This window comes from Pararhizobium antarcticum, from assembly GCF_001885585.1.
GTDB lineage: Bacteria > Pseudomonadota > Alphaproteobacteria > Rhizobiales > Rhizobiaceae > Pararhizobium > Pararhizobium antarcticum.
Window position 1 is genome coordinate 69579 of record NZ_LSRP01000057.1, and the last position, 20640, is coordinate 90218.

Annotated in this window: 20 protein-coding genes and 1 tRNA gene; 8 read left to right on the forward strand and 13 right to left on the reverse strand. The window is 61.3% G+C overall.

Annotated elements, in window-relative coordinates:
- Nucleotides 1-198: 198 nt before the first annotated feature.
- The 4 genes from AX760_RS05260 to leuC all read left to right on the forward strand — a co-directional run bounded on the left by AX760_RS05260 (nucleotide 199) and on the right by leuC (nucleotide 4248).
- Nucleotides 199-996: a transporter substrate-binding domain-containing protein gene (locus AX760_RS05260; RefSeq protein ID WP_071831933.1), complete on the forward strand. Its 798-nt coding sequence runs from the start codon at nucleotides 199-201 to the stop codon at nucleotides 994-996.
- Between the two features lie 10 nt (nucleotides 997-1006).
- Nucleotides 1007-1831, forward strand: coding sequence for an amino acid ABC transporter permease (locus tag AX760_RS05265; RefSeq protein WP_071831934.1), 825 nt, complete (start codon nucleotides 1007-1009; stop codon nucleotides 1829-1831).
- A gap of 83 nt (nucleotides 1832-1914) precedes the next feature.
- On the forward strand, nucleotides 1915-2547 hold the full coding sequence (locus tag AX760_RS05270; protein ID WP_071831935.1) for a BA14K family protein: 633 nt from the start codon (nucleotides 1915-1917) through the stop codon (nucleotides 2545-2547).
- Between the two features lie 291 nt (nucleotides 2548-2838).
- Nucleotides 2839-4248, forward strand: coding sequence for a 3-isopropylmalate dehydratase large subunit (leuC, locus tag AX760_RS05280; RefSeq protein ID WP_071831937.1), 1410 nt, complete (start codon nucleotides 2839-2841; stop codon nucleotides 4246-4248).
- 113 nt (nucleotides 4249-4361) lie between these two features.
- Here leuC and AX760_RS05285 read toward each other — a convergent pair whose 3' ends face one another.
- Nucleotides 4362-4913, reverse strand: coding sequence for a L,D-transpeptidase family protein (locus AX760_RS05285; protein ID WP_071831938.1), 552 nt, complete (start codon nucleotides 4911-4913; stop codon nucleotides 4362-4364).
- A 146-nt stretch (nucleotides 4914-5059) separates the two neighbouring features.
- On the opposite strand from AX760_RS05285, the gene AX760_RS05290 reads away from it, so the two are divergent.
- Entirely contained in the window at nucleotides 5060-5743 is a 684-nt protein-coding gene (locus AX760_RS05290; RefSeq protein WP_071831939.1) for a response regulator transcription factor, read from the forward strand.
- 61 nt (nucleotides 5744-5804) lie between these two features.
- Complete coding sequence (locus AX760_RS05295; RefSeq protein WP_071831940.1) at nucleotides 5805-6260, forward strand: cyclic nucleotide-binding domain-containing protein; 456 nt, start codon at nucleotides 5805-5807, stop codon at nucleotides 6258-6260.
- Nucleotides 6261-6284: 24 nt separating this feature from the next.
- Here AX760_RS05295 and AX760_RS05300 read toward each other — a convergent pair whose 3' ends face one another.
- The 6 genes from AX760_RS05300 to tesB all read right to left on the reverse strand — a co-directional run bounded on the left by AX760_RS05300 (nucleotide 6285) and on the right by tesB (nucleotide 13826).
- On the reverse strand, nucleotides 6285-7091 hold the full coding sequence (locus tag AX760_RS05300) for an exodeoxyribonuclease III (RefSeq protein WP_071831941.1): 807 nt from the start codon (nucleotides 7089-7091) through the stop codon (nucleotides 6285-6287).
- A 140-nt stretch (nucleotides 7092-7231) separates the two neighbouring features.
- Nucleotides 7232-7903, reverse strand: coding sequence for an outer membrane lipoprotein carrier protein LolA (locus tag AX760_RS05305; RefSeq protein ID WP_071831942.1), 672 nt, complete (start codon nucleotides 7901-7903; stop codon nucleotides 7232-7234).
- A gap of 105 nt (nucleotides 7904-8008) precedes the next feature.
- Nucleotides 8009-10684, reverse strand: a complete 2676-nt coding sequence (locus tag AX760_RS05310; protein ID WP_071831978.1) for a DNA translocase FtsK — start codon at nucleotides 10682-10684, stop codon at nucleotides 8009-8011.
- 278 nt (nucleotides 10685-10962) lie between these two features.
- A complete protein-coding gene (locus AX760_RS05315) occupies nucleotides 10963-12324 on the reverse strand; it encodes an ammonium transporter (RefSeq protein ID WP_071831943.1) in 1362 nt (453 codons plus the stop codon).
- Between the two features lie 29 nt (nucleotides 12325-12353).
- Entirely contained in the window at nucleotides 12354-12704 is a 351-nt protein-coding gene (locus AX760_RS05320; RefSeq protein ID WP_071831944.1) for a P-II family nitrogen regulator, read from the reverse strand.
- A 225-nt stretch (nucleotides 12705-12929) separates the two neighbouring features.
- The gene (gene tesB, locus AX760_RS05325) at nucleotides 12930-13826 is read right to left on the reverse strand and encodes an acyl-CoA thioesterase II (RefSeq protein WP_071831945.1); all 897 of its coding nucleotides are present in this window, start codon (nucleotides 13824-13826) and stop codon (nucleotides 12930-12932) included.
- An 86-nt stretch (nucleotides 13827-13912) separates the two neighbouring features.
- Here tesB and AX760_RS05330 point away from each other — a divergent pair, with 86 nt between their 5' ends.
- Nucleotides 13913-15127 (forward strand): ubiquinone biosynthesis hydroxylase, encoded by a 1215-nt coding sequence (locus AX760_RS05330; protein ID WP_071831946.1) that lies wholly within the window; start codon nucleotides 13913-13915, stop codon nucleotides 15125-15127.
- 2 nt (nucleotides 15128-15129) lie between these two features.
- Here the strand turns inward: AX760_RS05330 and AX760_RS05335 are convergent, their stop codons facing one another.
- The 5 genes from AX760_RS05335 to AX760_RS05355 all read right to left on the reverse strand — a co-directional run bounded on the left by AX760_RS05335 (nucleotide 15130) and on the right by AX760_RS05355 (nucleotide 18267).
- Nucleotides 15130-15522 carry a hypothetical protein gene (locus AX760_RS05335; RefSeq protein ID WP_071831947.1) on the reverse strand — a complete coding sequence of 131 codons (393 nt, stop codon included), beginning with the start codon at nucleotides 15520-15522 and terminating at the stop codon, nucleotides 15130-15132.
- A gap of 80 nt (nucleotides 15523-15602) precedes the next feature.
- The gene (locus AX760_RS05340; RefSeq protein ID WP_071831948.1) at nucleotides 15603-15791 is read right to left on the reverse strand and encodes a Trm112 family protein; all 189 of its coding nucleotides are present in this window, start codon (nucleotides 15789-15791) and stop codon (nucleotides 15603-15605) included.
- Nucleotides 15792-15800: 9 nt separating this feature from the next.
- Nucleotides 15801-16481, reverse strand: coding sequence for an LON peptidase substrate-binding domain-containing protein (locus AX760_RS05345; RefSeq protein WP_071831949.1), 681 nt, complete (start codon nucleotides 16479-16481; stop codon nucleotides 15801-15803).
- A 162-nt stretch (nucleotides 16482-16643) separates the two neighbouring features.
- Nucleotides 16644-17627, reverse strand: a complete 984-nt coding sequence (gene trxA, locus AX760_RS05350; protein ID WP_071831950.1) for a thioredoxin — start codon at nucleotides 17625-17627, stop codon at nucleotides 16644-16646.
- 115 nt (nucleotides 17628-17742) lie between these two features.
- Nucleotides 17743-18267 (reverse strand): prolyl-tRNA synthetase associated domain-containing protein, encoded by a 525-nt coding sequence (locus AX760_RS05355; RefSeq protein WP_071831951.1) that lies wholly within the window; start codon nucleotides 18265-18267, stop codon nucleotides 17743-17745.
- 247 nt (nucleotides 18268-18514) lie between these two features.
- Here AX760_RS05355 and AX760_RS05360 point away from each other — a divergent pair.
- Nucleotides 18515-18589, forward strand: a tRNA-Gly gene (locus tag AX760_RS05360).
- 224 nt (nucleotides 18590-18813) lie between these two features.
- Here AX760_RS05360 and AX760_RS05365 read toward each other — a convergent pair.
- Nucleotides 18814-20640, reverse strand: a complete 1827-nt coding sequence (locus tag AX760_RS05365; protein ID WP_071831952.1) for an ABC-F family ATP-binding cassette domain-containing protein — start codon at nucleotides 20638-20640, stop codon at nucleotides 18814-18816.

Sequence of the window (20640 nt, forward strand, 5' to 3'; positions counted from 1 at the left end):
GTACGGAGAAGCGCGTCGCTGCGAAAGGAGGCAGGTTTTCCACCCAAGGTGACCAAAAGATTACCTGGTTCCCGCTCGCAGGCTGCGTTGTTGCTCATCGCCTGCCTTTCCCATGAAACGTTTTGACGCGGCTTTTCCGCCCTTGCCTTGGCCGGAGGTTTCATGACAGTCTCCCCTGCCACAATTCAGGAGCCCGCCATGTTTTCCCGTCGCCTTGTTCTCGCCGGCCTGACCGCCCTTGTTCTTTCGCCGCTTGGCGCCGTTGCGGCGGATCTTCCCGATCTTGCCGGCAAGAGCGTGGTCGTCGTCACTGAAAATGCCTATCCGCCGCTGCAATTCGTCGATCCGAAAACCGGCAAGGCGATCGGCTGGGAATATGACGCGATGGAAGAGATCGCCAAGCGGCTGAATTTCAAGCTCGAATACCAGAACACCTCCTGGGATGCGATGATCCAGGCGGTGTCGGACGACCAGTACAACATCGGCATGACCGGCATCACCATCAAGGACGAGCGCAAGGAGAAGGTGGATTTCTCCGATCCCTATATGCGTTCCGAACAGTTCATGCTGGTGCGTGGCGATGAGACCCGGTTCACCGATGCCAAGAGCTTCGGTGCGTTCGCCGACGGCCTGGTCGGCGCGCAGCCCGGCACGACGCCCTTCTATACGGCGGTCTATGAAGTGCTTGATGGCAACGAACAGAACCCGCGCATCAAGCTTTTCGAAACCTTCGGCGCGACCGTGCAGTCGCTGAAGACCGGCGACGTCGATGTGGTTCTGACCGACGGCACGGCGGGCAAGGGCTATGTCGATTCGTCGAATGGCGGGTTGAAGCTCGTCGGTGGACCGCTCGGCTCAGAGGATTTCGGCTTCATCTTCCCGAAGGGCTCCGATCTGGTTGCTCCGGTGAATGCCGCCATTGCTGCAATGAAGGCGGACGGAACGCTCGACGCGCTCAACAAGAAGTGGTTCGTCGACTACAAGATGGGCGAATGATCGCCTGCCGATGACGCCTGCCCATCCGCACAATGCTGCGTCGAAGGGCGACTATCCCTGGTGGCTGGTCGCCCTTGTCGTGATTGCCGTGGTGCTTGCCGCGGTCATCATCGCCAGTGACGTCTATTCCCAGGTCTTCAAAGTCGTGTCCGCCGGCATCGGCATCACCGTCTTCGTGACGCTGGTGGGCTTTCTGCTGGCGACGGCGCTTGGCCTTGGCATCGCATTGATGGCGCTGTCGGACAGTGCCGTCTTGCGGCAGATCGCGCGGTTCTACACCGAGGTCATCCGCGGCATTCCGGTGCTGGTGCTGTTGTTCTACATCGCCTTCGTCGGTGCTCCGGCGATCGTGACTGTGATCAACGTCCTGCTGACGCCGCTGATCGACGGCGGCTATATCGAGCCGATGCTGGTGCGTGACGTGTCGCTGATGTGGCGCGCGATCATTGCGCTGACGATCGGCTATTCGGCCTTTATCGCGGAGGTGTTCCGGGCCGGCATCCTCTCCGTCGACAAGGGGCAGGTCGAGGCGGCCAAGGCGCTGGGCCTGTCGCGATACCAGCGGTTCCGGCTGGTGGTGTTTCCGCAGGCCGTGCGGGTGATCCTGCCGCCGCTCGGCAATGACTTCGTGGCAATGGTCAAGGATTCATCGCTCGTCTCCGTGCTCGGCGTCGCCGACATCACCCAGATGGGCAAGGTCTACGCGTCCGGTTCCTTCCGGTTCTTCGAGACGTATTCGATCGTCGCTTACGTCTATCTGATCCTGACCATCGGTCTTTCGCTGGGTTTGCGGCGGTTGGAGATGCGTTTGCGCAAAGGCCGGGCCGAACGCTAGCCGTTTTTGCGATTGGGCTGCAATTTCAGGGAACTCCAGGTCGATTTGCGCATTGTGACGCAAACCAATCGGGATTGCCTTTCATGAAAAACGTCTTCCTGCTGACGTCCAGTGTCGCCCTCGCCGTGGTGTTCTGCCTCGCCGGAACGCATGTCGCCTCAGCCCTTGTCTCCGCGCCGGCTGCCCATGCATTCCAGCATCTCGGATCGCCGCTCTGGACGTCGGAGGCAACCTATCTCGACAGGGAAAACCGTACCGCCGGCGAATTGCTTGAAATCGCCGCGCGTACGCAGCGCGCAGGCGATCCGAAACCCGATGCCGAGCAGGCGTTGCAGAGCGGGGACAACAGCTTGGGCAGTCCTCAGGCAGCCACGGCATCGGAAATGGCGGTCAATCCCAGCCATGCTGCATGGTGCAGGGCAAAATACAGGTCCTATCGCGCGGAGGACAATAGCTACCGCGCGTTTTCCGGCGCGCGCCGGGCCTGCGTATCGTCTTTCTCGGTGGCGAATGCAGCGGAGGCGAATGCGCCGTCCTATGACACGGCATCCTATGGCGCAGCGATCCCTGTGGTTTCCGTGGGCTACGAGAGTGGCGTTCTTGGATCGGACTGGTGCCGTGCCCGTTTTCGTTCCTACCGTGCGTCGGATCACACCTATCAACCCCATTCCGGTGGTTCCCGTCGTACCTGCACTCCACCAAGCCGCGCTTTCTGAAGCAAGCGCCTGCGGCCGTGTTTTTGGGCTATCCGGCGATGCCTGTGACATGGCCGATATTGCTGGTCTTCGAGAAAACTGATATATGCCCGCTCATGGAATCCAAATTCGGATGTTTTGAGCAGAAAATCGTCGTGCTGCAGGACCACAAGCGTCTGCCGGCGCGGTTTTTTGCGTGCGTGTGCGGCGCGCTCAGCAGCCGGCGTCGCTGATCCTCGGGCTCGTCCCGACTGGCCGCCGGCGCCGTCTCGCCTGCATTCCTGATCTCTTTCTTACCACGGATGAAAAGCCATGAGCGCACCGCGTACAATCTACGATAAAATCTGGGACGACCATCTGGTCAGCAGCCAGGATGACGGAACCTGTCTTCTCTACATCGATCGCCATCTCGTTCACGAAGTGACGAGCCCGCAGGCGTTCGAAGGTCTGCGCATGACCAACCGTCAGGTGCGGGCGCCGCAAAAGACGCTGGCCGTGGTCGATCACAACGTGCCGACTTCGCCGGATCGCCATCTCGGCATCAAGAACGAGGAAAGCCGCATCCAGGTGGAAGCGCTGGCAACCAATGCCGCCGATTTCGGGGTCGAATATTATTCGGCCAGCGACAAGCGCCAGGGAATCGTCCACATCGTCGGGCCGGAGCAGGGCTTTACCCTGCCGGGCATGACGATCGTCTGCGGCGATAGCCACACCTCGACGCATGGCGCTTTCGGCGCGCTTGCGCACGGCATCGGTACGTCCGAGGTCGAGCACGTGCTGGCCACCCAGACGCTGATCCAGAAGAAGGCCAAGAACATGCTGGTGCGTGTCGATGGCGTCCTGCCGGAGCATGTCACCGCCAAGGATATCATTCTCGCGATCATCGGTGAAATCGGCACGGCCGGCGGCACCGGCCACGTTATCGAGTTTGCCGGCGAAGCGATCCGCGCCCTGTCGATGGAAGGCCGCATGACCGTCTGCAACATGACGATCGAAGGCGGTGCCCGTGCCGGCCTGATCGCGCCGGATGAAAAGACTTTCGAATACATCAAGGGCAAGCCGCGCGCGCCGAAGGGCGAGGCGCTGGAACAGGCGATCGCCTACTGGAAGACGCTGCAGACCGACGAAGGCGCCCATTACGACCGCGTCGTCGTTCTGAACGCTGCCGAGCTGCCGCCGATCGTGTCCTGGGGCTCGTCGCCGGAAGACGTCATTTCGGTTCAGGGCATCGTTCCGAACCCGGACGAGATCCAGGACGAGAACAAGCGCACCTCGAAATGGCGTGCGCTCGATTACATGGGCCTGAAGCCGGGCACGAAGATCACCGACATCGCCATCGACCGCGTGTTCATCGGCTCCTGCACCAACGGCCGCATCGAGGACCTGCGTGAAGTCGCGAAAGTCGTCGAAGGCCGCACCGTGGCCTCGACCGTCTCGGCGATGATCGTACCGGGCTCGGGCCTCGTCAAGGAACAGGCGGAGGCAGAAGGTCTCGACGTGATCTTCAAGGCTGCCGGCTTCGACTGGCGCGAACCGGGCTGCTCGATGTGCCTTGCAATGAACGATGACCGCCTGAAGCCGGGCGAGCGCTGTGCCTCGACCTCCAACCGCAACTTTGAAGGCCGCCAGGGCTTCAAGGGTCGCACGCATCTTGTATCGCCCGCCATGGCCGCTGCCGCTGCCGTCTCGGGCCACTTCGTCGATATCCGCGACTGGAAGTGAGCTTTCTGCCCTCCCCTTAAAAGGGGGAGGACCATGGCTCCGGGGTGATTTCCGCGCGTGTTCGTCATCGAAAGCGTAGCCGGCGGTCACCCCTGCCGCCAGCTTGCGGGCGGCTACCGCACGATTTTGACGATCGTGCCGCGTCTCATGAACGGCAGCAAGCGCCGCATGGCCGGGACGCTCACCGCCACGCAGCCCTCGGTCGGCTTGTAGCCGGGTTTGGCGATGTGGAAGAAGATCGCCGAGCCGCCATATCGCTTCCGTCCCGTCATGTTCCAGTCCATCACCAGGCAGACATCGTAGAGGCCGTCTTCGCGCATCATGCGTTCGTGGCTGTGGTTGAACGGTGCCGAGACGAGGCGGTTATAGCTGGCGTGGCGCGGCTCGTCGCACCAGAGCATTCCGGAGCGTATGGGGATGAGATCAAGCGCGGTTTCGGGCGAGCGGATGCGGTCGGTGCGGGCATAGCCGTAGAGGAGTTTCAGGCTGGCGATCGGGGTGGCGCCATCGCCTTCGCGCTTGCGCGATGACATGCCGCTGCGGCCGATGGCGGCCTCTTCGGTGCGTCCGCCGAAAGAGACGAGCGCGCGGCTGCGATCACCGGGCTTGGCCCGAACGGTCATTGTCGAGGGTCTTCCGACCGATTTTTCTGCTTTTAAACGCATTTTACTCACAGCTTTTTGCGTTGTTCGTGATCCGAAAGCTCATCATAGCACTACACAAGATGTAACAAACGGGTGAAGGGCTGCGTCGCTTGTCTCGGACAGCGATTGCGTTAGTCTGGGACGGCATGCAAGGAGGACGTTTTTCCATGAACACGCGCACTATTCTACTGGTCGATGACGACAATGATCTGCGCGAGACGCTGACGGAGCAGCTGGCGCTCTACGAGGAATTCAACATTCTCCAGGAGCCGACGGCGGCCAAGGGCATGGCGACGGCCCGCGCCCAGCAGATTGCGCTTTTGGTGATGGATGTCGGCCTGCCGGACATGGATGGCCGCGAAGCGGTCAAGCTTCTGCGCAAGGGCGGCTTCAAGCCGCCGATCATCATGCTGACCGGCCATGACACTGATTCCGACACGATCCTCGGGTTGGAAGCAGGAGCGAACGACTATGTCACCAAACCGTTCCGTTTTGCTGTGCTGCTGGCCCGCATCCGGGCGCAGTTGCGCCAGCATGAACAGAGCGAGGACGCTACCTTCACGGTCGGTCCCTACACGTTCAAGCCGGGGCAGAAGCTTCTGACACTCGACAATGGCCAGAAGATCCGGCTGACGGAAAAGGAAGCCGCGATCATCCGTTATCTCTACCGGGCGGAACAGAAGGTGGTGACCCGCGACGTGCTTCTGGAAGAGGTCTGGGGCTATAATTCTGGCGTCACCACGCACACGCTGGAGACCCATGTCTACCGGTTGCGCCAGAAAATCGAGCGGGACCCTTCCAATGCCGAGATTTTGGTGACAGAGAATGGCGGTTACAAGATCGTTCCATAACGACGAGCAGCAGGGCCGGGCATGATCGGCGTCCGCAGAATGCTTGTTCCGGGGTATCGCTTTGGCGCTGAATGACGACATTGCCCTTCTTTCCATCGTCCCGCTGTTTGCGGATATCGGCGAGGACAAGCTGCGGCTGATCGCTTTCGGGGCCGAGCGCCGTCGTCTCAGCCGCGGTCAGCAGCTGTTTCGCGAGGGCGCTCCGGCCGATTGCGCCTTTGCCGTGGCCAGCGGCTCGATCAGCCTTAGCCGAACTGTCCGGGACGGCAGCATTGAGGCTGTTCAGACCGTGGGGCGAGGTACACTTCTGTCGGAACTGGCAATGATCTCCTTCGTCGAGCGGAAATTCACCGCGACCGCCGAGGAGGAAAGCGAAGTCATCCGCATCAACCGCCAGCTGTTCCGCCGCATGCTGGAAGAATATCCCGAAGTCGCCGCCGCCGTCGAAGCCCGTATCCGCGACAATCTACAGACTATGATCGCGAATATGGAAAAGCTGGCGCCCAAATTCGGGTGAGCTTCCAGGCCTTGAGGGCTGATTTCACAGATCGAACGAGGCAATCACCGGGACGTGGTCGGATGGCCGTTCCCAGCCGCGGGCTTCCCTGAGGATTTCGACATTCGTCAGGTGCGATGAGAGATCGGCGGACGACCAGATGTGGTCGAGGCGGCGACCGCGATCGGCGGCCTCCCAGTCCTTGGCCCGGTAGCTCCACCAGGTGTAGAGCTTTTCCGGAGAGGGTGTGTGCTGGCGCATCAGGTCGACCCAGGCGCCGTCGCGCATGATGGTCGTCAGGCCCTCGGTCTCGATCGGCGTATGGCTGACGATCTTCAGGAGCTGCTTTTGCGACCAGACATCATGCTCGAGCGGGGCAATGTTGAGATCGCCGACGAGGATCGACGAGATGCCGGCGTCGGCCTCGGCATGCAGCAGCTTCATTTCCTCGACAAAATCCAGCTTGTGGCCGAATTTCGGATTGATCGTGCGGTCGGGCTCATCGCCGCCGGCCGGAACATAGAAATTGTGCAGGCGGATGGTCTTGCCGTTCTTATCGAACAGGACGGAAAGATGGCGGGCATCGCCGACGCCGCAATAGTCGCGCCGATCGGTCAGTTCGTGCAGCGGCAGACGGGAGATGGTGGCGACACCGTGATAGCCCTTCTGGCCATGGATGGCGATGTGCTCGTAGCCCAGCGCCCGCAGCGGCGAGAAGGGAAATTCGCCATTGTGCACCTTGGTTTCCTGCAGGCAGAGGACATCAGGCGCCCAGACTTTAAGGAAATGCTCGACCAGTGGCATGCGCAGCCGCACGGAATTGATGTTCCACGTTGCGATCGACAATGCCATTTCCGGAAACCTCTTCAAAAAGCGTCTGCTCCGCCCGCCCATGCGACGCGGCAACGCTCTTTAACAGTTTTTCGGCGTTCGGCCACACGGAAACAAAAGCGGACCTATCACCCGCTGGGTTGACGCGATCTGGTTCGCGATCAGCCGCCCCTGTTGCGGACCTGATCATAGGGGATCGCGAAAACCTTGTCGTCCAGCGCAAGACCGTTCTTGACGTTGAAGATCATCACCGACGTATCCTTTTTCTGCGCGTCGGTAATGGTCCACTGGCGAAGGTCGTAGGTCCTCGGATCAAACATCATGGTGATGGTCGAATCGCCGAAGATGCTCCGGTCGCCGAGAACGATGGTGATCAGGTCTGCCTCTTCCTTGACGTCCCGGACCATCTTGCCGGACAGGTCGATCTTGTTGGAGAGCAGCAGGTTGAGCGGCGTCTTCGACAGCGGATAGATATCCCAGGTCTTCAGTTTCTGGTTGCCGATGACCACGGACTTGCCATCGGCGATCACGCGCATCGGCGAGGGCGCCTCATAGTTGAAGCGGATCTTGCCGGGCCGGCTGATGTAGAACTTTCCGCCGGTCTGTTCGCCGCGCGGGCCGAACTGCACGAACTCGCCGCTCATGGTCTTCACGGATGCAAAATGGTCGGCGATCTTCTGCGCAGCGCTCGTTGCCTGCGCCTGCGCCTGTTCCAGCGGCAGGCCGGTCAAGGCCAGTGCGGCGGCGAGGGTCAGGCCGCAGACGAACGAACGACGCGAGATCAGCGAGAAGCCTTTTCCTGCGTCCGCATGGCGTGTCTGGTTGTCGGTCATCGCAGTCTCCTTCAAACTCAGTGTGATGTGGAGCGCAAGTGCGGCACCTTCAAGGCCTGAAAGGCCGACGCCGCCTGCATTTGCTCCTGAATCAGGCGATCGCGTCTAGCGACCGCTGATATCGTCTTCCGTCGGCACGAGAATTTCGCGCTTTCCGGCGTGGTTGGCCTGGCTGATGACGCCTTCCTGCTCCATGCGTTCGATCAGCGACGCAGCCCTGTTGTAGCCGATGCCGAGACGGCGCTGGATGTAGGATGTAGACGCTTTGCCGTCGCGCAGCACGATGGCCACCGCCTGGTCGTAGGGATCGTCCGAATCGGCGAGGTTGGATGTTCCGGCCGGGCCGCCGCCCTCATTGTCCTCGTCGTCATCCTCGGTGATTGCCTCGAGATATTGCGGCGAGCCCTGTGTCTTCAGGTAGGCGACGACCTGCTCGACTTCGGTGTCGGATACAAAGGGGCCGTGGACGCGCTGTATGCGACCGCCGCCGGCCATGTAGAGCATGTCGCCCATGCCGAGCAACTGTTCGGCGCCCTGTTCGCCCAGGATGGTGCGGCTGTCGATCTTCGAGGTCACCTGGAAGGAAATGCGGGTCGGGAAGTTCGCCTTGATCGTGCCGGTGATGACATCGACGGATGGGCGCTGGGTCGCCATGATGACATGGATGCCGGCAGCACGGGCCATCTGGGCGAGGCGCTGGACGGCACCTTCGATGTCCTTGCCGGCGACCATCATCAGATCGGCCATCTCGTCGATGATGACGACGATGTAGGGCATGGGCTGCAGGTCGAATTCTTCCGTCTCGTAGACGGCCTCGCCGGTCTGGCGGTCAAAGCCGGTCTGGACGGTGCGGCTGATCTGCTCGCCCTTGGCCATGGCCTGCTCGACCCGGCTGTTGAAGCCGTCGATGTTACGCACGCCGATCTTCGACATCTTTTTGTAGCGCTCTTCCATCTCGCGCACGGTCCATTTCAGCGCGACGACGGCCTTCTTCGGATCGGTCACCACCGGGGACAGCAAATGCGGGATGCCGTCATAGACGGACAGCTCGAGCATCTTCGGGTCGATCATGATCAATCGGCACTGTTCCGGCTTCAGCCGGTAGAGGATCGACAGGATCATGGTGTTGATGGCCACGGATTTGCCGGAGCCGGTCGTGCCGGCCACCAGAAGATGTGGCATCTTGGCGATATCGACGATGACAGGTTCGCCGCCGATCGTCTTGCCGAGTGCCATGGCAAGCTTGGTCTTGCTGGTCTCGAAATCGCGCGAGCCGATCAGTTCGCGCAGGTAGACGGTTTCGCGGCGGTTGTTGGGTAGCTCGATGCCGATGGCATTGCGGCCGGGCACGACAGCAACACGGGCGGCGATCGCCGACATCGAGCGGGCGATGTCATCCGCAAGGCCGATGACGCGCGAGGATTTGATGCCCGGCGCCGGTTCCAGTTCATACATGGTGACGACCGGGCCCGGGCGGACATGGATGATTTCGCCCTTGACGCCGAAATCCTCAAGCACGCCTTCAAGCATGCGTGCATTCTGCTCGAGGGCATCGGCCGAAAGGGTGGAATCGCGCGCGACATTCTTCGGTTCTGCGAGGAAATGCAGCGGCGGCAGGATGAAGTTTTCGTCGTCGGAAACCAGCGATGCCTGGGCCTCCCGTTCGATGCGCTGACCGGATTTCGGCCGCGGTGCTGGTGGAACGACCCGCGTGCCAGAGACGGTATTCGGGACAGCCTTGCGCGGCGCCGGGACGGGCGCCCAGTCGGCAGCGACGTCGTCCTCGTCTTCGTCCGGGAGGATGCCCGCCGGGCGGCGCGCGTCCAAATCGAATGCGTCATCGTCGTCGTTGTCGTCTTCGTCCACCGACATTGGCGGTGCCGAGACCGCGCGTCGCTCGCTGCGGTCGAGCGACGGCTCGACGCGGGTCATCGGGGTGGATTTCGCGCGCGCCGGTTCGTTCAGTGTCCCGAATTCGTCGCCATTGAAATCATAGGGCTCGTCGAAATGCCGCGGTGTGCTCCGGCGTCGGCCGGTGAGACCGAACAGGCGCCGGATACGGGCTTCGGCAGTAAAGCGCATGTGCGTCAGCGCGCCGATCATCAGCATGATCGCGCCTTCGCTGTCGTCATCCTCTGCGGCGTCGCTGACGGTACGTGCCTTGCTCGGAGCGACAGGTGCGTCGATTTCAACCTCATCTGGGTCGCCGACACCGATCAGGCCGGAGCTGTAGATCAGCATCCAGGCCGCAGGCACGGCAAAGATACCCCCGAGGATGGTTGCAAAGGTTCCGGTCGGGTAGGCGCCGGTGAACAGCGCCGGAAAGCGCAGGATCATGTCGCCGAAAACGCCGCCGAGACCGTTGGGCAACGGCCAGGTGACAGGGCCCGGCACGCAGCTGAGCGCCGCCGAGGCAAGCACGGCGCCGCCGAACCAGGCGGCCGCACGCTTGAGAATGTGATCGAAGGGTTTGCCGGTGATCAGGACCAGTGCCCAGGCAACGACCGGCAAGAGGGCGACGACGCTGGCGATCCCGAAGAACTGCATGAAGATGTCGGCAAAGGCGGCACCGGTGTAGCCAAGAATATTTCGTGGCTCGTCGGCTGTTGCATAGGAGAAACTCGGATCGGCGACATTCCATGTCGAGAGAGCTGCTACGGCAAAGCCGAGCGCTATAAAAATCGCAAACCCGGCCAGCGCTGCGATCTGGCGCCAGACAAAGGTCGAAAGCACGAACCGATTGGGCCGACTGTCATATGCCGCCTGATTGCTTCTGGTCATGATCCGCTGCCCGTTGATTGTCGTCATCGCTGAAGATGTGCGCAGAGCGCCCATGCCAGCAAAATAGACGCAATGGGGTTAATGCGACATTAACCATGGCGGCTCACGCCACTCCCGACGTCACTATATCTAACGAGTTTTGCCTTGCATGTTCACCGAGCAGGGCTGCGCAGCAACGAAAAAAGCCCGAACCAGAGGTTCGGGCCTGAAAGCGGCAAATGGACTGTGTCGCGACGGGAGTGTCAATGCCGGCAACCTGGGTCGCCGGCATTGAGGTCTCAGGAGTGGTAGGCTGCTTCGCCGTGCGAGGCGAGGTCAAGACCTTCGCGTTCGGCTTCGACCGAGACGCGCAGGCCAACGACCACATCGACGATCTTGTAGAGGATCGCCGAGCCGATACCGCACCATGCGATGGTGACGAGAACGGCATAGACCTGGGTCATGAACTGGCCGCCCATGGTGACGCCTTCGGCATAGCCGATGCCGCCGAGCGAGGAGGAGGCGAAGATGCCGGTTGCCAGTGCGCCGAAGAGGCCGCCGATGCCGTGTACGCCGAAGACGTCTGCGGTGTCGTCATAGCCGAACTTGTTCTTCACCACGGAGACGAAGAAGTAGCACAGCGGCGATACGAGCAGGCCCATGACGATTGCGCCCATCGGGCCGGCTATGCCGGCGGCCGGTGTGATCGCAACTAGACCGGCGATCATGCCGGATGCTGCACCGAGCATCGAGGCCTTGCCGCGGGTGAAGGTTTCAACCAGCGACCAGGAGATGATGGCAGCAGCCGTCGCGACGAAGGTGTTGACGGTTGCGAGCATCGCGCCGCCCGTGGCTTCGAGGTTGGAGCCGGCGTTGAAGCCGAACCAGCCGACCCACAGCATGGCCGCACCAACGAGGGTGAGGGTCATGGAATGTGGAGCCATCATGTCCTTGCCGAAACCTGTACGCTTGCCGACCATGATCGCGCCGATCAGGCCTGCAATGCCGGCATTGATGTGAACGACCGTGCCGCCGGCGAAGTCAAGCGCGCCCCAGCCGAAGAGAAGGCCGTTGGCGTCCCAGACCATGTGGGCGATCGGGAAGTAGACGAAGGTTGCCCACAGCACGCAGAACAGCACCGCTGCCGAGAACTTGATTCGCTCTGCGAAGGCACCGATGATCAGCGCCGGGGTGATGGCGGCGAAGGTCATCTGGAACATGATGAAGATATATTCCGGAATGACTGCATCGGAGAACGTTGCAGCCGTGCTGTCAGGCGTGACGCCGGCCAGGAAAAGCTTTGCAGTGCCGCCAAAGAAAGCGGAGGTCGAGCCACCGAAGGCGAAGGAATAGCCGTAGATAACCCAGATGAGCATGACGGCAGCACCGGCAACGGTGCACTGCATGAGCACGGAGAGCATGTTCTTGGCGCGCACGAGGCCGCCGTAGAACAGGCCGAGGCCCGGGATCAGCATGAACAGCACCAGGATGGTGCAAAGGAACATGAAGGCGGTATCGCCCTTGTCCGGAACCGGTGCAGCGGCAACGGCTTCGGCAGCGGCAGGTGCCGCTTCCTGCGCAAAGGCGATAGCCGGGGCGAAGAAGGCTGCGGTTGCAGCGCTCACGCGTCCGAGAGAGGTGGAAATTTTAAATGAGGACATAGACATGTAGCTCCCTGAACGGCCGTGACTTACAGCGCTTCTGAATCGGTTTCGCCGGTACGAATGCGCACGGCATGGTCAATCGAATAGACGAAGATCTTGCCGTCGCCGATCTGGCCGGTCTTGGCAGAGGTGGCGATCGCTTCGACGGCCTTGTCGACGATTTCGGTTGGTACGGCGATCTCGATCTTCAGCTTTGGCAGGAAGCTCACCGCATATTCAGTGCCACGATAGATCTCCGTGTGCCCCTTCTGGCGTCCGTAGCCTTTGACTTCGGTCACCGTCAGGCCCTGGATGCCAACAGCCGTGAGGGCTTCGCGCACCTCATCGAGCTTGAACGGCTTGATAATGGCCATCACAATTTTCATCTGGTTTCCCATCCTTCGTGTTCATGTGCGGCTCGGGGCCGTCTCCTCGCCGCCTGGCACTTTTTCCCCCGGCGACGCGCTATCCTATTCAAGGCGCGTGCCAGTTCGGGATCAGCTTGGTAACTCTATGAAAAGACATGGAAAAGTCATATTCTCGCAGGCCTCGCCGCGAGAATGTTAAAAATTCGTCAAATTTGCAGATGAAAAAATGTGCAAATTTCAAAAACTGCACAATATTTATTCAGATGCCTTTTTCCGAATCAACCCTTCCTGGGCAACGGAGGCAATCAGCACGCCGGAGCGGTCGAAAAGGCTGCCGCGGGTCATTCCGCGGGCACCAAAGGCGCTGGGGCTGTCCTGTGTGTAGAGCAGCCAATCGTCCATCCGGCAGGGGCGGTGAAACCACATCGCATGATCGAGACTGGCGACCTGCAGGTTGCGATCGAAGACCGAGGTACCGTGGGCATAGAGGGACGTGTCGAGCAGGGTCATGTCCGAAATATAGGCCAGAACGGCTGCCTGGATATGACGCTCGTCCGGAACGTTGCCGACGGCCTTGACCCAGACATCCTGTGTCGGTTCCAGCTTGTCGCGGGAGAAATAATGGGTGAGCGAGACGGGGCGGATTTCGATCGGCCGCGGCCGCTCCCAGTAGCGGCGGATGGCTTCGGGTGCATTGACCAGGAATTTCTCCTTGATCTGCTGTTCGCCGAGAAGGTCCTCCGGCGGCGTTACGTTTGGCATGGTGATCTGGTGCTCGAAGCCTCCTTCGTCGAACTGGAAGGATGCTGAAAGCGAGAAGATCGCCTTGCCGTGCTGGACGGCAACCACACGTCGCGTTGCGAAACTGGCGCCGTCGCGAATGCGGTCGACGCTGTAGATGATCGGCACGGCAGGGTCGCCCGGGCGCATGAAATAGGCGTGCAGCGAATGCACGTAGCGACCTTCGCCAACGGTGCGCTGGGCCGCCACCAGCGCCTGGCCGATGACCTGGCCGCCAAAGACGCGCTGCCAGCCGACCTGCGGGCTACGGCCGCGAAACAGGTCTTCTTCGAGTTTTTCAAGGTCGAGCGTTTCAAGCAGGACGTCCATTGGTCCGGGCATCGGGGCGGGCGTGTCAGTGGGGCGCGACATTATCGGCAGTCTCCGATGGTAGGAACACGAACAATCATGATCTATATAGGGGACAGGAAATGCTCAAGTGCTATGGGAGAAAGCCGATGATCGATGTGCTGATTGCGGGCGGCGGTTATGTCGGCCTGTCCCTGGCGGTTTCGCTCAAGACGGCGGCGCCGCACCTGGATGTGATGGTCATCGATGGTGCGCCGGAGGGCGTCTGGCAAAAGGACGAGCGCGCATCGGCCATCATAGCGGCTGCCTCGCAAATGCTCGATGTCATCGGGGTCTGGGATGAAATCGCGCCGGATGCCGAGCCGATCAAGCGCATGATCGTGACCGATTCGAAAACGTCGGATCCCGTCCGTCCGATCTTCCTGACATTCGAAGACGAGGCGGTCGACGGACAGCCGTTCGCGCACATGGTGCCGAACGTTGCCCTGGTCGGCGCGCTGCGCAAGGCTGCGGCGGCGCGCGGCGTAACCATCCGCCAATCGACGGCGGCGCAGGGTTTCAAAAGCGGCGATCATTCGGTCGACGTGACACTTGTGCATGGCGAGGCGCTGCAGGCGCGGCTGCTGGTCGCCTGCGATGGCGTGCGCTCGAAACTGCGGGATGCGGCCGGTATCAAGACGGTCGAATTCGATTACGGCCAGTCCGGCATCGTCACGACCGTCGAGCACGAACGTCCGCATGACGGCACTGCCGAGGAACATTTCCTGCCGGCCGGTCCCTTTGCGACACTGCCGCTGAAGAACAATCGGTCATCGCTCGTGTGGACCGAGCGCACCGCCGATGCGAACCGGCTGCTGGCGGCAGACGATCTGGTCTTTGAGGACGAGCTGGAGCGTCGTTTCGGCCATAAGCTCGGCGCCATCAAGGTGGTCGCCGGACGCCGCGCCTATCCGCTGGGGCTGACACTGGCGCGCGATTTCGTGGCGCCGCGCTTCGCGCTGGCCGGGGACGCAGCCCATGGCATTCACCCGATCTCGGGCCAGGGACTGAACCTTGGTTTCAAGGATGTCGCCGCCCTTGCTGAAACCATCGTCGAGGCCGACCGGCTCGGCCTCGACATCGGATCGCTCGCTGTGCTCGAGCGCTACCAGAGCTGGCGGCGCTTCGACACGTTCCGCATGGGTGTCACCACCGATGTGCTGAACCGGTTGTTTTCCAACGACAACACGCCGTTGCGGGTGATGCGCGATTTCGGGCTTGGCATCGTCGATCGCCTGCCCTCGCTCAAATCATTTTTCATCCGCCAGGCTTCCGGCATTGCCGGCGAGACCCAGCCGCGCATGCTGTCGGGGCAGGCGATCTGAGTTCAGAAAAACGTCATGTTGTTCAGGCGATGGACAAACAGCGCCCAGAGCCAGCCGGGCGCTGCATTGGCGGTCGCCGCAAACCAGTCCCAGCCTCCTGGAATCGACAGCCCGATCGCCGTTCCGCAGGCAATGGTCCAGGTGCAGGCAATGCGCAGATTTCTCAGGCTGAAAAATTCATAGTATCCGTCGCTGTCGTATTCCGTACCGGCCACCATGTCCCAGAAGCCATAATTGCTGCTGAGCATGTCGTCGATCGCATGGTTGGTCCAGAACCGGCCAGGTGCAGCGTTGAAGCGATCGGGAATGAAATTGAACGAGGATCGGAAAACATGCGCCGCCGTGCCGATCATCGTCAGCGTCAGGATGGCGGCTGTGATGTGCCAGACGATCATGCATTTTCCCGTGTCGTTCACAGACACAGTCTATTTGGAAAATCTTGATCGATCATGAAGCCGGACAGCCCAAAAGCGGCTCAGTCCTCGATCTTGCGCGCCTCGGAGATCAGCATGATCGGAATGCCGTCGCGGATGGGATAGGCCAGCCGGGCTTTTTCCGACACCAGCTCGTTGTCGCCTGCATTATAGCTGAGCCGGCCCTTGGTCAGCGGGCAGACGAGCAGTTCGAGCAGCTTAGGATCGACCTTGCTGGTCTTGGCGTCCATCTGCGTTTCCTACTGCAGCCGGGTTTCGAAATCGCCGAAATTGCGGGCGAGGACGATTTCGGTGATGGCGATCAGGGTTTCGGCCCGTGTCTTCAGGTCCGGTGCCTCAAGCAGCGCCTGCTTTTCCGCCGGTCCGTAGGGAGACATCATGGCCATGGAATTGACCAGCGTCGTGTTGCTGGCGCGTCCGACGCTCTCCCAGTCGGCTTCCAGCTTGTTGGCATCCAGATAGGCCTTGAAGGCGGCCAGCAGCGCCTCGCGGTCAACCTGTGCCTCTTCGTCGGGCGCCACCAGGTCGGCGGCAAAGGGCGCGATGCGGAAAGAGCGATAGCCCTTGGTCAGATGCGCCTCGTCAAACAGCCGGAACCTGCAGATCCCCGTCAGCGAGACAATGTATCGCCCGTCCTCCAGTTCGGTGAACGATGTGATGCGGCCAACACAGCCGACCTGACAGAGGGCAATGAGCGATCCCGCCGGGCTTTCGCCGTGGCCTTCGCTGAAAGAGGGTTGCACCATGCCGATCAACCTGTTGCCGGCCAGCGCGTCGTCGAACATGGCGAGATAACGCGGTTCGAAAATGTTCAGCGGCAGCTGCGCACCGGGCAGCAACAGGACACCGGTCAGCGGCATCACCGGCAGGGTATCCGGCAGGTCCTGGGGCCTGAGGTAACGCGCATTGCCCACTTGCATCTTGAATATATCCCGTCGCTCTGCGGCGTCCCAGCATCTAGCCGGTCTGTGCCGATACTTTCAAGATGGTGCGCCATCTCGAAATCTCAAGAGAGCGACCCCCTTGCATCAACAGAGAGGATCGCAGCAGGACAAGATGCCACATCAGGAGAAGCCGCCAGATCAGGAAAACAGGATCGAGGACAGCTTGCGCCGGGCTGCGAGTGTCGCCGGATCCATGGGGCCCCAGACGTCGAAGAATTGCAGCAGCTCGCGTCGCGCGCCATCATCCTGGAAGGTCCGGTCGCGTTTCATCACCGCCAAAAGATGATCGGCGGCAGCGGCGCGGTCGCCCTCGACATTGCGGATCTTGGCAAGCTTGATGCGGGCTTCGTGATCGTCCGGATCGGTCGCCAGCTGCTGTTCGAGCAGAACGGGGTCGCCGAGCTTGCGGGCTTCCTCGATCTGTCCGAGCTTCTTCAGCACGGCTGCAATCGCTGCGTCCTTGGCAAGCTCTTCCGTCAGGTCGCTGAGGATTGCGCGTGCCTGCTCGATGTCGCCGGCCTGGATCATGCATTCGGCCAGACCGGCGATGGCGGAGGCATTGTCCGGAACGGCCTGCAGCACGGCGCCATAAAGGCCAGCTGCATTTTCGAGATCGCCGGCGTCGAGGAATGCCTTTGCGTCCGTGAGAGCTGCGTCAATCTGTGCCTGCTGGTCGTCGATAACAGGACCGGCGATCTTTTCGATGAATTCGCGGATCTGGCTTTCCGGGACGGCGCCCATGAAACCGTCAACCGGGCGTCCGTCGGAAAAGGCGACAACGGCGGGGATCGACTGGATGCCGAGCTGGCCGGCGATCGACGGATGATCGTCGATGTTCATTTTCACCAGCCTGACGCGCCCGCCGGCTTCCGTGACGACTTTTTCGATAACAGGGGTCAGCTGCTTGCAGGGACCGCACCAGGGGGCCCAGAAATCGACGAGAATCGGCTGCTCGCGCGAGGCCTCGATGACGTCGCGGGTAAAAGTCGCCGTTGTCGTGTCCTTGATCAGGTCGCCGGCAGGCGCCATCGCGGGGGCCGGTGCCGGCGTCCCGCCATAGTTCGCCGTTGCCGTCATCTGGCTTCCGTAGGAGCCTGCATAGGGATTGTCGCTGCCGCTCATCATCTCTCCTCGCGGACCCGCTCTGTCCGCTTGTCCTGCTGTCACTGGCGGCCGGTGCCGCGCCAAGCTACCTTGGCTTCGTCCCAAGGGCCCGCTTCGCCTCCAAGATCGTATGTCAGGACGTCACTTTCAAGACAAGCGGTTCATGTCCGGTCGCCTCGATAAAGCGCAACAGGTCCTTTGAGGCAATCGACGTGGTCGCGTCGTTTGTCAGCGGGTGGCAGTTGATGATCTCGTCGCGCATCAGATCGGCATCAATGATGATCTTAACATTGCGACCGGCGTCGTTGATGACGCCAAAGGCGGTAACGGCGCCGGGAATGACACCGAGATAGTCCATCAGTTTTTCCGGGCGCCCGAACGAAACCTTGCTGGCCGCACCAATGATCGTGTGCACGGTCTTCAGGTCGACGGTTGCATGCTCCTCGACGGTCAGCAGGAAATAATTGTCCTTCTTGTCCTTCACGAAGAGGTTCTTCGTGTGGCCGCCGGGGATCTCGTCGCGCAGCGCCGCCGATTCGGCAACGGTGAACACGGCCGCATGGCGCGTCGTGGCGTGGGCAATGCCGAGGCTGTCGAGAAACTTGAACAGGTCCTCCTGCGTCTTTGGCGTCGGATCCGGTGCTGGCGCGTCACTCATGGCGATTCCTTTTGGTCGAGAACAGGCTTTTTCCATACGGTGAAGGGCAGGCAAGCGCAATATTCGACCGCGCGCGCCGGTCAAAAGGCCTTGTTTCCAAGGGCTTGCGCCATTCCCGCCAAAATTTCTTCGACGGCGCGTCATTTCCCTGTTGCATTTGGAAAATGGCTGGGCCATATAGCGCCCGTCGCCGCAAGTTAGCGGGGACGCCACGGTCCACCGACTACCCCCGGACCGAGGCTGATGAGCGGGTGTAGCTCAGGGGTAGAGCACAACCTTGCCAAGGTTGGGGTCGAGCGTTCGAATCGCTTCACCCGCTCCATTTTCTCTTGGACATTGCTTTGATTGGTACGGTGCGGTATCTCATGATATTGCTGGCCGAACGATTTCATGTGGGCATTTCGTAAGGCTGTGGCTTTGAAACGGTTTGCTTGGCGCAGCTTCCATAGAGGACGCGCCTGTTTGCTTCCCAGGAAAAGGCGATCGCCGCATAGATCCCGAACCGCGCCCCGAAATGTGGGGCGGTAGGCTCGGTCTTTGGCGTCCTTACCCCTCAATCTCCTCGCGCAGCATTTCCAGTTCCAGCCATTCCTCTTCCATCTTGGCGATTGACGCCCGCAGTTTTTCCATCTCGGTGGCGAGAGCCGAAAAACGCGTGGGGTTTTTGGCGAAGAGGTTGGGGTCGGCCATTTCCGTTTCGCGTTTGGCGACTTCGGCTTCGGCCTTCTGCATTTCCTTCGGCAGGGTTTCGAGCGCGAATTTCTGCTTGAACGAGAGTTTTCCCTTGGCGGTTTTCGGCGTCGCGGATGAACCGCTGGTGTCCGAAGATCTGGCTTTCTCCGCCTTGTCGGCGCGCTTTTTCTCGTCGGCCATGCCCTTGCGCTGCGCCATCATGTCGGAATAGCCGCCGGCATATTCGATCCAGCGGCCGTCGGGCGCATCCGGGTTGGCCGGCGCGATGGTCGAGGTCACGGTGCGATCGAGGAAGTCGCGATCGTGGCTGACGAGGATGACCGTGCCGGAAAAGCCGGCGACGATTTCCTGAAGCAGATCCAGCGTCTCGATGTCGAGGTCGTTGGTCGGTTCGTCGAGGATCAAGAGGTTGGTCGGGCGTGACAGGATGCGGGCCAGCATCAGGCGGGCGCGTTCGCCGCCGGAGAGGTTGCGGATCGGCGTGCGCGCCTGTTCGGGCTGGAACAGGAACTCCTTCATATAACCTGTGACATGGCGCTGCTCGCCGTTGACGAGCAGGTTTTCGCCGCGGCCATCGGTCAGGTAATGCGCCAGGGTGTCCTCGAGATTGAGGTCTTCGCGGCGCTGGTCGAGCGTGGCAATCTCGAGATTGGTACCGAGCTTGACATTGCCGTCATCCGGCACGATCTGGCCGGTCAGCATTTTCAGGAGCGTCGTCTTGCCGGCGCCGTTCGGGCCGACAAGGCCGATGCAGTCACCACGATGCACACGGATCGAGAAGGGCGCGACGATGCAGCGTTCACCATAGGCCTTGGTGATCCTGTCCGCCTCGATCACCAGCTTGCCCGAATCACGCGCGTCCGAAACGGTGGCCTGAACGGACCCCTGTGGGCCGTTGTGGCCACGATGCTTGGCGCGCAGGTCCTGCAGTGCGCCGAGCCGGCGCATGTTGCGCTTGCGCCGCGCGGTGACGCCATAGCGCAGCCAGTGCTCTTCACGCTCGATTTCCTTGCCGAGCTTGTGTTGTTCGAGTTCTTCCTCTTCCAGCACCTTGTCGCGCCAGGCCTCGAAATGGCCGAAACCCTGATTGAGCCGGCGCGACTGGCCGCGATCGAGCCAGACAGTGGCATTGGAGACCTTTTCGAGGAAACGACGGTCGTGGGAGATGACCACGAGCGACGACCGGCTCTTGATCAACTCGCCTTCCAGCCATTCGATGGTCGGCAGGTCGAGATGGTTGGTCGGCTCATCGAGCAGCAGGATATCGGGCTCGGGCGCCAGGACACGGGCCAATGCGGCGCGCCTTGCTTCGCCGCCGGAAAGCTGCGCCGGGTCTTCCTCGCCGGAAAGGCCCAGATGCTCGAGCAGATAGGCGACGCGGTAGGGATCATCGCTCGGGCCGAGGCCGGCTTCCGCATAGGCAAGCACGGTGTCATAGCCCTCGAAATCCGGCGCCTGGTGGAGATAGCGGATGGTCGTCGACGGATGACGGAAGATTTCGCCCGTCTGCGCCTCGGCAAGGCCGGCGGCCATCTTCATCAGCGTCGACTTACCGGAGCCGTTGCGGCCGACCAGGCAGATACGGTCGCCGGGCTCGACCTGCAGGTTTGCGCCGGCCAAAAGCGGCGTGCCGCCGAAGGACAGGAAGATATCATCAAGTTTCAAAATGGGTGGCGCCAA

Coding starts and splice junctions, on each gene's coding strand:
- AX760_RS05260 (WP_071831933.1), top strand. CDS start 199: ATGTTTTCCCGTCGCCTTGTTCTCGCCGGCCTGACCGCCCTTGTTCTT.
- AX760_RS05265 (WP_071831934.1), top strand. CDS start 1,007: ATGACGCCTGCCCATCCGCACAATGCTGCGTCGAAGGGCGACTATCCC.
- AX760_RS05270 (WP_071831935.1), top strand. CDS start 1,915: ATGAAAAACGTCTTCCTGCTGACGTCCAGTGTCGCCCTCGCCGTGGTG.
- leuC (WP_071831937.1), top strand. CDS start 2,839: ATGAGCGCACCGCGTACAATCTACGATAAAATCTGGGACGACCATCTG.
- AX760_RS05285 (WP_071831938.1), bottom strand. CDS start 4,913: ATGCGTTTAAAAGCAGAAAAATCGGTCGGAAGACCCTCGACAATGACC.
- AX760_RS05290 (WP_071831939.1), top strand. CDS start 5,060: ATGAACACGCGCACTATTCTACTGGTCGATGACGACAATGATCTGCGC.
- AX760_RS05300 (WP_071831941.1), bottom strand. CDS start 7,091: ATGGCATTGTCGATCGCAACGTGGAACATCAATTCCGTGCGGCTGCGC.
- AX760_RS05305 (WP_071831942.1), bottom strand. CDS start 7,903: ATGACCGACAACCAGACACGCCATGCGGACGCAGGAAAAGGCTTCTCG.
- AX760_RS05310 (WP_071831978.1), bottom strand. CDS start 10,684: ATGACCAGAAGCAATCAGGCGGCATATGACAGTCGGCCCAATCGGTTC.
- AX760_RS05315 (WP_071831943.1), bottom strand. CDS start 12,324: ATGTCCTCATTTAAAATTTCCACCTCTCTCGGACGCGTGAGCGCTGCA.
- AX760_RS05320 (WP_071831944.1), bottom strand. CDS start 12,704: ATGGGAAACCAGATGAAAATTGTGATGGCCATTATCAAGCCGTTCAAG.
- tesB (WP_071831945.1), bottom strand. CDS start 13,826: ATGTCGCGCCCCACTGACACGCCCGCCCCGATGCCCGGACCAATGGAC.
- AX760_RS05330 (WP_071831946.1), top strand. CDS start 13,913: ATGATCGATGTGCTGATTGCGGGCGGCGGTTATGTCGGCCTGTCCCTG.
- AX760_RS05335 (WP_071831947.1), bottom strand. CDS start 15,522: ATGATCGTCTGGCACATCACAGCCGCCATCCTGACGCTGACGATGATC.
- AX760_RS05340 (WP_071831948.1), bottom strand. CDS start 15,791: ATGGACGCCAAGACCAGCAAGGTCGATCCTAAGCTGCTCGAACTGCTC.
- AX760_RS05345 (WP_071831949.1), bottom strand. CDS start 16,481: ATGCAAGTGGGCAATGCGCGTTACCTCAGGCCCCAGGACCTGCCGGAT.
- trxA (WP_071831950.1), bottom strand. CDS start 17,627: ATGAGCGGCAGCGACAATCCCTATGCAGGCTCCTACGGAAGCCAGATG.
- AX760_RS05355 (WP_071831951.1), bottom strand. CDS start 18,267: ATGAGTGACGCGCCAGCACCGGATCCGACGCCAAAGACGCAGGAGGAC.